The sequence below is a fragment of the Labrys sp. LIt4 genome, from assembly GCF_017813775.1.
GTDB lineage: Bacteria > Pseudomonadota > Alphaproteobacteria > Rhizobiales > Labraceae > Labrys > Labrys okinawensis_A.
Genome location: NZ_JAGIPY010000003.1, coordinates 400,048 through 411,823 on the forward strand (window position 1 = coordinate 400,048; position 11,776 = coordinate 411,823).

At 64.6% G+C, this 11,776-nt stretch carries 11 protein-coding genes; 1 reads left to right on the forward strand and 10 read right to left on the reverse strand.

Going from position 1 to position 11,776, the window contains the following annotated elements; all coding sequences use genetic code 11:
- Positions 1 to 29: 29 nt before the first annotated feature.
- The 3 genes from J8I29_RS07740 to J8I29_RS07750 form a co-directional block, all read right to left on the reverse strand.
- A complete protein-coding gene (locus tag J8I29_RS07740; RefSeq protein WP_209431199.1) occupies positions 30 to 356 on the reverse strand; it encodes an NIPSNAP family protein in 327 nt (108 codons plus the stop codon).
- Between the two features lie 196 nt (positions 357 to 552).
- Positions 553 to 1,464, reverse strand: coding sequence for a LysR substrate-binding domain-containing protein (locus J8I29_RS07745; RefSeq protein ID WP_209431200.1), 912 nt, complete (start codon positions 1,462 to 1,464; stop codon positions 553 to 555).
- 91 nt (positions 1,465 to 1,555) lie between these two features.
- A complete protein-coding gene (locus tag J8I29_RS07750; protein ID WP_209431201.1) occupies positions 1,556 to 3,706 on the reverse strand; it encodes a sodium-translocating pyrophosphatase in 2,151 nt (716 codons plus the stop codon).
- A 409-nt stretch (positions 3,707 to 4,115) separates the two neighbouring features.
- Here J8I29_RS07750 and J8I29_RS07755 point away from each other — a divergent pair, with 409 nt between their 5' ends.
- Positions 4,116 to 5,663, forward strand: coding sequence for an esterase-like activity of phytase family protein (locus J8I29_RS07755; RefSeq protein ID WP_209431202.1), 1,548 nt, complete (start codon positions 4,116 to 4,118; stop codon positions 5,661 to 5,663).
- A gap of 75 nt (positions 5,664 to 5,738) precedes the next feature.
- On the opposite strand, the gene thiL is transcribed toward J8I29_RS07755, so the two are convergent.
- The 7 genes from thiL to glyA form a co-directional block, all read right to left on the reverse strand.
- Positions 5,739 to 6,725, reverse strand: coding sequence for a thiamine-phosphate kinase (gene thiL, locus J8I29_RS07760; RefSeq protein ID WP_209431203.1), 987 nt, complete (start codon positions 6,723 to 6,725; stop codon positions 5,739 to 5,741).
- A gap of 14 nt (positions 6,726 to 6,739) precedes the next feature.
- Positions 6,740 to 7,201, reverse strand: a complete 462-nt coding sequence (nusB, locus tag J8I29_RS07765) for a transcription antitermination factor NusB (RefSeq protein ID WP_105862019.1) — start codon at positions 7,199 to 7,201, stop codon at positions 6,740 to 6,742.
- Positions 7,198 to 7,725 carry a 6,7-dimethyl-8-ribityllumazine synthase gene (locus J8I29_RS07770; protein ID WP_105862020.1) on the reverse strand — a complete coding sequence of 176 codons (528 nt, stop codon included), beginning with the start codon at positions 7,723 to 7,725 and terminating at the stop codon, positions 7,198 to 7,200. Before J8I29_RS07770 ends, nusB begins: the two co-directional genes overlap by 4 nt.
- Positions 7,726 to 7,983: 258 nt before the next feature.
- Positions 7,984 to 8,613 carry a riboflavin synthase gene (locus tag J8I29_RS07775; RefSeq protein WP_209431204.1) on the reverse strand — a complete coding sequence of 210 codons (630 nt, stop codon included), beginning with the start codon at positions 8,611 to 8,613 and terminating at the stop codon, positions 7,984 to 7,986.
- 10 nt (positions 8,614 to 8,623) lie between these two features.
- The gene (gene ribD / locus J8I29_RS07780; RefSeq protein WP_209431205.1) at positions 8,624 to 9,763 is read right to left on the reverse strand and encodes a bifunctional diaminohydroxyphosphoribosylaminopyrimidine deaminase/5-amino-6-(5-phosphoribosylamino)uracil reductase RibD; all 1,140 of its coding nucleotides are present in this window, start codon (positions 9,761 to 9,763) and stop codon (positions 8,624 to 8,626) included.
- A 119-nt stretch (positions 9,764 to 9,882) separates the two neighbouring features.
- Positions 9,883 to 10,359 (reverse strand): transcriptional regulator NrdR, encoded by a 477-nt coding sequence (gene nrdR / locus J8I29_RS07785; RefSeq protein WP_105862023.1) that lies wholly within the window; start codon positions 10,357 to 10,359, stop codon positions 9,883 to 9,885.
- A gap of 97 nt (positions 10,360 to 10,456) precedes the next feature.
- Entirely contained in the window at positions 10,457 to 11,752 is a 1,296-nt protein-coding gene (gene glyA / locus J8I29_RS07790; protein ID WP_209431206.1) for a serine hydroxymethyltransferase, read from the reverse strand.
- Positions 11,753 to 11,776: the final 24 nt, after the last annotated feature.

Below are 11,776 nucleotides of genomic sequence, written 5' to 3' on the forward strand. Positions count from 1 at the left end.
CTCCAGGGTTGCGGGGCGATTTCCGCCTCTCAGATCACGGGCGCATAGTCGACCGCCTGCATGGTGCGATCTTCGATGGCGCCGACCATCTTGCCGTCGCGGGCCACGGTCTCGTCCTTGATGCGCTGCCATTCCTCGTCGGCCATGAAGCGGTCCCAGGCCGCCTTCATGGTCTCTGCATCCGGCCAGCGCAGCAGGTAGACGAATTCCGTCCTCTCCGGCGTGGCCGTCTCCCACAGCGAGGCGAAGTCGAAACCGTAGGTCTTCATGATGCGAACGGCATGGTCGCGAAAACGGGCGTGGAAAGCCGCCTTGTTGTGCTCGAATATCTCATAGATGCGCAATTGATAGATCATCGAATTCCTGCTCCTTCGGGCATAACTGGAGCCGGCCTGGAAGCCAGAAGTCATGGTCACGGCAGCTGCCGCAAACTTCAGGAGATCACGTCGATCCATCGGGCGAAGGCTCATGACAACCGCTCCAGCTCAGCTCGCAGCGATTTTGGCCACCCAGGCACGAATGTAAAATATATTATAGAAGATCGATTGATATCTATCGTGTATCGGCTTTTGCCACCTGCCTGACGACATCGATGAAACTGTCGCGGATCGAAGAGGACATATCGGCCCGCCAGCCCAGCACCATGTCCATATGGCTCAGTTCATCCGGCGCCGTGGTGATGATCGGGCAAAAGACCGCGCCCTTGCGGTTTTCCTGGCCGGCCGAGGCCGGCACCAGCGCCACGCCGATGCCGCCTGCCACCAGGCCGACGACGGTTTGCATCTCACAGGCTTCCTGGGTGACGCGCGGCTCGAACCCGGCATGCCGGCACAGGGCGATCAGCTGGTCGTGGAAGCTCACCCCCTCGTCCCGAGGGGTCATGATGAAATCCTCACCGGCCAGCTGCTCAAGCCTGATCGCTGCACCGGTGGCGAGGGGATGATCGTCGGGCAAGGCGGCCAGGACCGGCTCACGCTCGATGCGCTCGAAACGGATATCGGCTGCCGGAATGCCCGGCCAGCGCATGAAGCCGATATCGGCCTGCTTGCCTCGCAGGGCCTCGATCTGCTTGGCCGTGGTCGCCTCGCGCAGCACGAGTTCCACCTCCGGAAAACGGGAGCGGAATGTCCGCAGCGCCAGCGGCACCAGGTCGCGACGGGCCGTGCCGACAAAGGTGATGGCAAGCCGGCCTGCCAGGCCCGCCTCGATCCGGCGAGCCCGCAAGGCCCCCTGCTCCAGGCTTGCCAGGCAGGCCTTCGCCGTATCGAGAAAGGCAACGCCCGCCTCCGTCAGGGCGACATGCCGATTGCTGCGCGTGAACAGGCGCGCGCCGACCTTCTCCTCGAGCTTGCGCACGGCCTGGCTCAGGGGCGGCTGGGCCATATGCAGCCGCTCGGCGGCGCGATGGAAATGCAGTTCCTCGGCGAGGATGACGAACTGGTGCAGAAGACGTGTCTCGATCATCGGCCAGGACCGTTGCGGCCCTTCCGGCCGCCTCAAAACGAATGAGGGAGGGCAATGCCCTCCCTCACCCACCATAGACTATCGCGAAAGCTCAGTGATGGGCCAGGATGGCCAGCAGCAACAGCGCGACGATGTTGGTGATCTTGATCGCCGGATTGACGGCCGGACCGGCCGTGTCCTTGTAGGGATCGCCAACCGTGTCGCCGGTCACCGAGGCCTTGTGGGCCTCCGAGCCCTTGAGATGCTTGGTGCCGTTGGCGTCGATGAAGCCGTCCTCGAAGGATTTCTTGGCGTTGTCCCAGGCACCGCCGCCCGCCGTCATCGAGATGGCGACGAACAGGCCGGTGACGATCACGCCGAGCAGCATGGCGCCGACGGCGGCGAAAGCGTCCGACTTCGAGCCGGTGATCCACAGCACCAGGAAATAGATCACGATCGGCGACAGGACCGGCAGCAGCGAGGGGACCAGCATCTCCTTGATGGCGGCGCGGGTCAGAAGGTCCACCGCCTTGCCGTAGTCCGGCTTGTCGGTGCCCTGCATGATGCCGGGCTTCTCGCGGAACTGGCGCCGGACCTCCTCGACGATGGCCGATGCCGCCTTGCCCACCGCGGTCATCGCGATGCCGCCGAAGAGATAGGGGATGAGGCCGCCAAGCAGCAGGCCGACCACCACGAAGGGATTGGCCAGCGAGAAGTTCGGCTGCACCCCGGCGAAATAGGGATACTGGGCCGAATTCGAAGAGAAATAGGCCAGGTCCGAGGTATAGGCGGCGAACAGCACCAGGGCGCCGAGGCCGGCCGAGCCGATGGCGTAGCCCTTGGTGACGGCCTTGGTGGTATTGCCGACGGCGTCGAGCGCGTCCGTCGACTTGCGGACCTCCTTGGGCAGGCCGGCCATTTCGGCAATGCCGCCGGCGTTGTCGGTGACCGGGCCGAAGGCGTCGAGTGCCACCACCATGCCGGCAAGGCCCAGCATGGTCGTCACGGCGATCGCCGTGCCGAACAGGCCGGCCAGCGTATAGGTGGCGATGATACCCGCCACGATCACAATGGTCGGCAGCGCCGTCGCCTCGAGCGAGACGGCGAGGCCCTGGATGACGTTGGTGCCATGTCCCGTGACCGAGGCCTGCGAGATCTGGCGCACCGGCCGATAGCCGATGCCGGTATAATATTCGGTGATCCAAACGATCAGGCCCGTCACCACCAGACCGACGATACCGCAGGCGAACAGGGCGGTACCGGTGACGTCATGGCCGCCGATGGTGCCGATCGAGTCCCAGCCGATGAGGAAATGCGTGGCGACGGCCAGGCCCGCTACCGACAGGACCGCCGAAGCGATGAAGCCCTTGTAGAGCGCGCCCATGATCGACTGATTGGCGCCCAGCTTGACGAAAAAGGTGCCGACGATCGAGGTGACGATGCAGGCCGCCCCGATGCCGAGCGGATAGAGCAGCACATTGGAGAGCACCGGCGTGCCGGCGAACAGGATCGCCGCCAGCACCATGGTGGCGACCACGGTGACTGCATAGGTTTCGAACAGGTCGGCTGCCATGCCGGCGCAATCGCCGACATTGTCGCCGACATTGTCGGCGATGGTGGCGGGGTTGCGCGGATCATCCTCGGGAATGCCGGCCTCGACCTTGCCGACGAGGTCGCCGCCGACATCGGCGCCCTTGGTGAAGATGCCGCCGCCGAGACGCGCGAAGATCGAGATCAGCGAGGCGCCGAAGCCCAGAGCCACCAGCGAATCGATGATCTCACGCGCCTGCTTGGGATCGGCGAAGGAAAGCTGCATTGGGCCGGTCAGCACATAGTAGTAGACGGCCACCCCGAGAAGAGCCAGGCCCGCCACCAGCAGGCCGGTGACCGCACCGGCCTTGAAGGCGACTTCGAGGCCTTGCCCCAGCGAGTTCATCGCGGCCTGCGCCGTGCGGACATTGGCCCTGACCGACATGTTCATGCCGATGAAGCCGGCGAGGCCCGAGAGCACGGCCCCGATCAGGAAGCCGATGGCGCTCGGGATCGAAAGGAAATAGGCGACCAGGGCGAAGATGATGATGCCGACGCCGGCAATGGTGATGTATTGGCGCCTGAGATAAGCCTGCGCGCCTTCGCGCACGAAACCGGCGATTTCCTGCATCCGGGCGTTGCCGGCGGGCTGCGCCATCACCGACTGGAATGCCCAGATTCCATAAACGAGGGAAAGCGCCCCGCACGCAATAATGACCCACAGAGAAAGCATGGACTAAATGTTCCTTGTTCTTTACTCGCACAAGCCACTGAACAAATCGCACGAACGAACGACCCCTGCCCTTCGCATCCAAGGTCAGGATATTGCAGGTGCGGCGAATCCTCCCACCGGAGCCGTCTGATTGTCCGGATTGCCGCGATGCTGCCAAAATCATACGGGCAGCGCAACCGACGCAGTGCGTTCACGGCAAGTTCTTTCGAAGATCCTCTTGGTGCGTCACTCGTCGGAAAACTGTCACGCCTCTGTCATCGGCTCTTGCCAAGGAAGTTGGCGCTGACGCGTCTTGCGATCCGGCCGTGCCGCCAGAAATCGCGAAGACTCATCGAAACAACAAAGACCGAGAGCAAAGACGCGTTTTCGCTGAGGCGCGCCTCTGTTCTGGCCACCGAGCGAGATTTCCATGCGCCTTATTCGTACCGTCCTTCTCACCACCTTTTCGGTTCTGCCGACGCTGGCAAGTGCCGAGCCCCTGGCCATCAAGGAGCCTTTCGTTTCTTCCGCCCCGGGCGAGGAGAAGATCGATTTCGCCGGCGGCAGCTTCGTCAATCACGGTCTGGTCGGCGTCGGCCGGCTGAGCGCCGACCTCAAGGACGAGAGGGGCGACACGCTCGGCTCCTTCTCCTCCATGGCGATCGATCCCAAGAGCTGGAGCAAGACGGCCAACGGCTATAAGGGCCAGCTCCGCTCTTTGCCCGACCGCGGCTACAATAATCCCGACAAGGGCCTGTTCTTCGACTATCAGGGCCGCGTCCTCGCCTTCGACTTCGCCTTCACACCCTATTCCGGCCCCGCCCTGCCTGCCGCCGTGACCTCGCAATCGCAGATCGAATTGAAACCGCTCGACGGCAAGGGCGTTTTCCTCACCGGCCTCGACGGCAAGCCGACGACGGGTGCCGATCCCGGTGACAACACCGCCGGGATGGACGGCTACACCCTGCCCGTGCCGCCGGCCGGCGCGCTTGGCGCCGGCTCCCTCTCCTTCGATGCCGAGTCGATCGCCTATCGCGCCGACGGCAGCTTCTATGTCGGCGACGAATATGCCGCCGCCGTCTACCTGTTCGGGCCCGACGGCAAGCTGAAGGGCCTCATCCCGCCCAGCCCGGCACTCGTTCCCACCAAGAAGGGCAAGATCAACTTCACCTCGATGGAAGCGCCCGATACCGGCCGGCGCAACAATCAGGGTCTGGAGGCGATCTCGCTGACGCCCGATGGCAAGACCCTCTACGCCGTGCTGCAGAGCGGCACGCTCCAGGACAGCTCCGCCGGCAAGAACCAGGCGAACCGCGCCACCACCCGCATTTATGTCTATGACGTCGCCTCGGACCCGCTCCCCAAGACCCCCAAGGCGGTCTATGCGATCGAACTGCCGGTCTATTCCAAGAAGGGCGACGGCAAGATCGACAGCACGGCCGCCCAGAGCGAGATGGTGGCGCTCGACGACCATCGCTTCCTCCTGCTCGCCCGCGACGGCGCCGGCCATGGCTGCGAGTGCAAGAATCCGGAAATGTTCAAGGCTGTCCTGGTGGTCGACACCAGCGGTGCCACCAATCTGGCGGACACGGATTATGAAACCGGCACCAAGCCGATCGCACCCGCAAAGGACGACCGCAACGTCCTCGATCCGGCCATCACCCCGGCCCGCTCGCAGGTGCTGGTCAACCTGTTGAACGCCACCCAGCTCGGCAAGTTCGGCCTCAACATCGACAATGCCAAGGCCAACGACCTCACCCTGTCGGAAAAATGGGAAGCCATGACATTGGTCCCCGCCCTCGATCCGGCCGCGCCGAACGATGCCTTCCTGTTCGTCGGCAACGACAACGACTTCCTTACCAGGAAGGGCGTGATGAAGGGCCAGAGCTACGACGCCGGCATCACCAACGATACGCTGGTGCTGGCCTATCGCCTGACTCTGCCGGAAGACCTGGCCAAGGGCCTGGCGGGGAAGTGAGAAAGCCAACAAGACAAAGCAGGTTTTCCTTCTCCCCTTGAGGGAGAAGGTTTGCTGCGTCCTTTTCCGTCTCGCTCAGAAATGGCTGAAGCTGCCTCGGGCGAATGGGACTTCGTTGCCCTCGCCATCGAGCCATCGAGGCGCGTGGTTCCCCGAGGTTACCGTACCGATCGGGCTGACTTGCACGCCTGCGTGCTGTGCCGCCGCCTCGAAGGCCACGCGCCGGCTGGGTGGTACCGCACAAAGGATCTCATAATCGTCCCCTCCCGTGAGGGCGGTTTCCAGCAATGTCGCGTCGAGCCTGCAGGCCGCCCGTGCGGCCGATGAAAGCGGCACGTCATCGCGTTCGAGATCGGCCGACGCGCCGGACGCCCGCAGCAGCTTGGCGAGATCGCCGACGAGGCCATCCGAGATATCCATAGAGGCCGAGGCGTGGGCCAGCACCGCCGGCGCCAGCGCGATGCGCGGCTGCGGCAGGAGATAGCGCCTGGCCAGGTAATCGCGTTCCACCTCCGCAAGCCCGGCCAGGCCGTCCGCCCCACGACGCGCCAAAAGGCCTAGCGCCCCGTCACCGATGGAGCCGCTGACATAAAGAATGTCGCCCGGCTGCGCGCCGTCCCGACGCGGAATGCGATCGGAGGGCACCAGGCCGAAGGCATTGACGGCAATCGTCAGCGGCCCCGTGGTCTTGACGGTATCGCCGCCGAGAAGGGCGAAAGCGAATTCCTTGCCGTCGACTGCCAGGCCCTCGGCGAAACGCTGCAGCCAGTCCTCGCGCCAGCCGGGCGGCAGGGCCAGGCAGAGCGTATAGGCATGCGGACGCGCACCCTTGGCGGCAAGGTCCGACAGGTTCACGCGCAAGGCCTTGCGCGCGATGAGATCGGGATCGTCGTCGGCGAGGAAATGAATGTCGGCGACCAGCGCATCGGTGGTCACCACCAGATGCTCTCCAGGCGGCACACTCAGCGTCGCAGCGTCATCCGTCAGCCCGCGCGCACCAGGATGGGTCGCGAGCGGGGCGAAGAAACGGCTGATCAGCTGGTCTTCGGTGAGCCGCGCCATGCGTGCACCGGAAATCAGGAGGCCTGGAGGTGATCGCTGCGTTCGGCCTTGGCGATCTTGTCGAGCACAGCATTGACCATGCCGGATTCCTCGCGGTCGAGGAAAGCATGCGCAACACTGACATATTCGGAAATCGTCACCTTCGGCGGGATGTCCTTGCGATGCAGCAATTCATAGACGCCGGCCCGCAGGATGGCGCGCAGGATGGCATCCACCCGCTTGAGCGGCCAGCCGTCGGCGAGCGCCTGGTCGACCTTGGGGTCGATGCTGCGCTGTTCGCGCACGACCCCGCCGACGATGTCGCGGAAGAAGCTCTCCTCGGCCGGCGAATATTCCACGCCGTCGATTTCCTGGCCGATCCAATGGTTCTCGAATTCCGCCAGCACCTCGACGACATTGGTGCCGCGGATGTCCATCTGATAGAGCGCCTGCACACTGGCAAGGCGCGCAGCGGAACGCTTCTGGGCGCGGCTCATGCCTCGACCCCATGCAGGCGGCGTTTGAGGGCAATCATGTGCAGGGCGGCATCGGCCGCGCCGCCGCCCTTGTTCATTTCCGAAATGCTGGCGCGAACCCGGGCCTGCTCGTCATTCTCGACGGTGAGGATGCCGTTGCCGAGCGGCAGAGCCCTCTGCACCGAGATGTCCATCAAAGCGCGCGAACTTTCGCCAGCCACGATGTCATAGTGGGTGGTCTCGCCACGCACCACGCAGCCTAGCGCCACGGCACCGTCATAGGACCGGCCGCGCTGCGTGGCGGCATCGAGGGCCATCACGATGGCCGAGGGGATCTCGAGGGCGCCCGGCACGGTAAGCACGTCGAAGCTGCCGCCGGCTGCCTTGATGGCGCCGGTCGCGCCGGTAAGCAGACCATCGGCGATCTCCTCGTAATAACGGGCTTCGACGATCAGGATATGCGGCGGCAGAGGCCCGCCGAAACCTGACTCGGTGCTTTCGAAGGTAGGGGTAGAGGAACTGGATACACGCCTGGGACCGGCCATGGGACTTCTCGTTTCGGAGGAAAAGGCAGCCTCTGCACGGGCCGCCTGAATGCTGGTGGATTGAGGGCGTTCCTAGAGCGTTTTGCGATGAGACGGAAGCGTCTCGAATCGCAAAGACGCGTCGGAACGAGGAGCTAGAGCAAAAAAGCATTCAGTCACGAACGCGCTTTGCTCTAGAGCATTGGGCCGGAAAGGGGAAGCCGTTTTGAGCAGGCGCGATGCGACCATAAAGCATGGCAGAACAGACGCGGCCCGGCTTCAGGGACGGTCGCTCCAGCGCTCGGCGCCGACATCCGCCAAACGTGCGGCATAGCGCGCCATGGTATCGATCTCGATGTTGATCCTGGCCCCCACGGCCGTCTGGCCCCAGGTGGTGACGCACAGGGTATGGGGGATCATCATCACGCTGAAATCCTGGCCCTCCACCTTGTTGACGGTCAGTGAAGTGCCGTCGAGCGCCAGGGATCCCTTCTGGGCGATGAAGCGCGACAGGTCTGCGGGTGCGCGGAAGGTAAATTGCGAGGTGCCGTCCTGGTCCTTGCGGTCCAGCACGGTCGCCACCCCGTCGACATGTCCGGAGACGATATGTCCGCCGAGTTCGTCCCCGATCCGCAGCGCCCGCTCGAGATTGAGCTTGTGCCCCACGCCCCAGGAGCCGAGCGTCGTGCGCCCGATCGTCTCGGAAGAGGCATCGACGGTGAAGAGAGCGTCGCCACCCGGCCGCAGGGCGAGGCTGGTGAGGGTGAAGCAGATGCCGGCCACCGCCATGGAAGCGCCCACCGTCATGGTGTCGGCGGGGTAGGAACAGGCGATGGTGATGCGCTTGGCGGAGCCGTGGTCCTCCAGCGCGACGATCTCGCCAATGTCGGTGATGATGCCGGTAAACATGATAGGCCCTTCAATTCCTGCGCTGAACGGTCATGGTATCATGTCCGATCATGCGTGCAGCCAGATTGGGCAATTGGGCGTCGATTTTCGCCTGAAGCAACGGCGTCAGGGCCGGCACCCCCTCCCCGATCGGTTCGGGCGAGGTGAACTGCACGAACTCCTCGACGAGATCGGCCTCGACCAGCCCGGCCGCAAGCCGGGGGCCGGCCTCGACCAGGAGGCGCGTAACGCCCCGCGTGCCCAGCAGACGCAAGGCCTCGCCGAGATCGAGGGACGCTCCCTCGCCGGGAGACAAGGCGGAGCAGCCGATCCGCATCACTTCAACGCCCGCCTCGACCAGCCTCTGTTCCGGATCGACCGGCGCATCGGCGCGGGCCATGACCCATACCGGCACCTCGCGCGCCGTCTCGACCAGCCGCGAGGAGAGCGGGAGCCTGAGCCTTGAATCGAAGACGATCCGCAGCGGAGACTGCGCAGCCATGCCGGGCAATCGTACGGTGAGCAACGGGTCGTCATTCAGCACGGTGCCAATCCCGACCGCGATCGCGTCGCTCTGGGCCCGCATCAGGTGCACATGGGCGCTCGCCTCCTCGCCGGTGATGCGCACCGGCCGTCCGCCGGGACCGGCCAGCTTGCCATCCGCGGAGACCGCGATCTTCACCGTCACGCCCGGGCGCCCAAAGGTCACGCGGGTGATATGCCCGACATGGGCCTGGAAGGCCTCGTCCGCCAGTACGCCCTCGCGGACCTCGAGGCCATAGCGCCGGAGCATGTCGAAGCCGCGTCCGCCCACGCGAGGATCGGGATCGCGCAGGGCGCCGACCACGCGCGCTATGCCTCCCCGGGCCAAGGCATCGGCGCAGGGGCCGGTGCGTCCATAATGCGAGCAGGGCTCGAGGGTGACATAGGCCGTGGCGCCCTTGGCCAGCGATCCCGCCTCGGCCAATGCCTGGGTCTCCGCATGAGGACGCCCGCCCGGCTGTGTCCAGCCCCGGCCGACGATGACGTCGGCATCGCCGACCCGCCGCACGATTACGCAGCCGACCGCCGGATTGGGCCAGGTATTGCCAAGCCCCCGCCGCCCCAGCGCCAACGCCGCCCGCATGAAGCGTTCGTCGCGCCGCAGGGTGTCGATGGCGGAGACAGGCATCGCGAAAGTCACAGGAGGAAATCAAACCGGCATTGGAAGCTCGAAGCAGCAAATAGGCTTGCCGCATGCGTCATGCAAGCGCGGCACAGTCATGTCACGCCCATGCGGGCCGGAAGAGCCTACTCCTCGTCCGCCCGCGTCTCGTCCTCGATGCTCAATTCATCCAGAACGGCCGTGAAATCCTTGGCTTCGCTGAAATTGCGGTAGACCGAGGCAAAGCGCACATAGGCGACGTCGTCGAGGGCCTTGAGCCCCTTCATGACGATGCGGCCGATCTGCTCGGAGGTGATCTCGCTCTCTCCCAGGCTCTCGATCTGCCGAACCAGGCCGTTGACCAGCCGTTCGACCCGCTCCTCATCGACGGGCCGCTTGCGTAGCGCCGTACTGATCGAGCGCGAGAGCTTGTCGCGATCGAAGGCGACCTTGCGGCCGGAACGCTTCACCACCGTCAGTTCGCGCAACTGCACGCGCTCGAAAGTGGTGAAGCGTCCGCCACAATCGGAACAGACGCGGCGGCGGCGGATCGAGGTTCCGTCATCGGTGGGACGGCTGTCCTTCACCTGCGTGTCGGGCGCGCCGCAATAGGGGCATTTCATGGACTATTCCTGGGAGCGCGGACGTCCTCGTCCGCTCCTGGAAACCGCTTGCTCGGAGGTAAGGAGAGCAGACGAGGACCTCCGCTCTCCCAGGGACTCAATAGATGGGGAAACGGCCCGTCAACTTGTTGACCTTGGCGCGTACCGCCTCCTCGACCGCGCCATTGTTGTCAGCACCGTTCTTGGCCAGGCCTTCCAGCGCCTCGGTGATGAGATCGCCGACTTCCTGGAACTCCTTGACGCCGAAGCCGCGCGAAGTGGCGGCGGGGGTGCCGAGGCGGATGCCCGAGGTCACCATCGGCTTCTGCGGGTCATAGGGAATGCCGTTCTTGTTGCAGGTGATATGGGCGCGCTCCAACGCCTTCTCGGCGAAATTGCCGGTCAGGTTCTTGGGACGCAGGTCCACCAGCATCAGGTGGTTGTCGGTGCCGTCGGTGACGATGTCGAAGCCATTGCCCTTGAGATTGGCCGCCAGGGCGGCGGCATTTTCCACGACTTGGCTTGCATAGGCCTTGAACTCGGGCCGCAGCGCCTCGCCGAAGGCCACGGCCTTGGCGGCGATGACATGCATCAGAGGCCCGCCCTGCAGGCCCGGGAACACGGCCGAATTCACCCTCTTGGCGATCTCCTCGTCATTGGTGAGGATGATGCCGCCACGCGGCCCACGCAGGGTCTTGTGTGTGGTCGAGGTCGCCACATGCGCGTGCGGGAACGGGGAAGGATGGGCCCCGCCGGCAACCAGGCCGGCGAAATGGGCCATATCCACGAAGAAGTAGGCGCCGACCGCATCGGCGATCTCACGGAAGCGAGCGAAATCCCAGTGGCGGGCATAGCCCGAACCGCCGGCGATGATCAGCTTGGGCTTGTGCTCATGGGCGAGACGCTCGACCTCGTCCATGTCGACGCGCTGGTCGTCGGGACGCACATTATAAGGAACCACGTTGAACCAGCGGCCGGACATATTGACAGCCGAGCCATGGGTGAGATGGCCGCCGGCATTGAGGTTCAGGCCCATGAAGGTGTCGCCCGGCTTCATCAGCGCCAGGAACACGCCCTGATTGGCCTGGCTGCCGGAATTGGGCTGGACATTGGCATAGGAGCAGCCGAACAGCTTCTTGACGCGTTCGATCGCCAGGTTCTCGGCCATATCGACGAATTCGCAGCCGCCATAATAGCGGCGGCCCGGATAGCCTTCCGCATATTTGTTGGTCATGATCGAACCCTGGGCCTCCAGGACCGCCTTGGAGACGATGTTCTCGGAGGCGATCAGCTCGATATGGTCGCGCAGGCGGCCCAATTCGAGATCGATGGTGCGCGCCAGCTCCGGATCGGCGGAATGCAGATCGGCGGCGAAGAAGCTGTTCGACAGGGCGGCGGAGCGAGCGTCATTCATCGTGGCAAGGCCTCGTTGGAGAAG

What these genes read in the sequence shown, in the direction of transcription:
- J8I29_RS07740 (WP_209431199.1), bottom strand. Translation starts at nt 356, where the DNA reads ATGATCTATCAATTGCGCATCTATGAGATATTCGAGCACAACAAGGCG.
- J8I29_RS07745 (WP_209431200.1), bottom strand. Translation starts at nt 1,464, where the DNA reads ATGATCGAGACACGTCTTCTGCACCAGTTCGTCATCCTCGCCGAGGAA.
- J8I29_RS07750 (WP_209431201.1), bottom strand. Translation starts at nt 3,706, where the DNA reads ATGCTTTCTCTGTGGGTCATTATTGCGTGCGGGGCGCTTTCCCTCGTT.
- J8I29_RS07755 (WP_209431202.1), top strand. Translation starts at nt 4,116, where the DNA reads ATGCGCCTTATTCGTACCGTCCTTCTCACCACCTTTTCGGTTCTGCCG.
- thiL (WP_209431203.1), bottom strand. Translation starts at nt 6,725, where the DNA reads ATGGCGCGGCTCACCGAAGACCAGCTGATCAGCCGTTTCTTCGCCCCG.
- nusB (WP_105862019.1), bottom strand. Translation starts at nt 7,201, where the DNA reads ATGAGCCGCGCCCAGAAGCGTTCCGCTGCGCGCCTTGCCAGTGTGCAG.
- J8I29_RS07770 (WP_105862020.1), bottom strand. Translation starts at nt 7,725, where the DNA reads ATGGCCGGTCCCAGGCGTGTATCCAGTTCCTCTACCCCTACCTTCGAA.
- J8I29_RS07775 (WP_209431204.1), bottom strand. Translation starts at nt 8,613, where the DNA reads ATGTTTACCGGCATCATCACCGACATTGGCGAGATCGTCGCGCTGGAG.
- ribD (WP_209431205.1), bottom strand. Translation starts at nt 9,763, where the DNA reads ATGCCTGTCTCCGCCATCGACACCCTGCGGCGCGACGAACGCTTCATG.
- nrdR (WP_105862023.1), bottom strand. Translation starts at nt 10,359, where the DNA reads ATGAAATGCCCCTATTGCGGCGCGCCCGACACGCAGGTGAAGGACAGC.
- glyA (WP_209431206.1), bottom strand. Translation starts at nt 11,752, where the DNA reads ATGAATGACGCTCGCTCCGCCGCCCTGTCGAACAGCTTCTTCGCCGCC.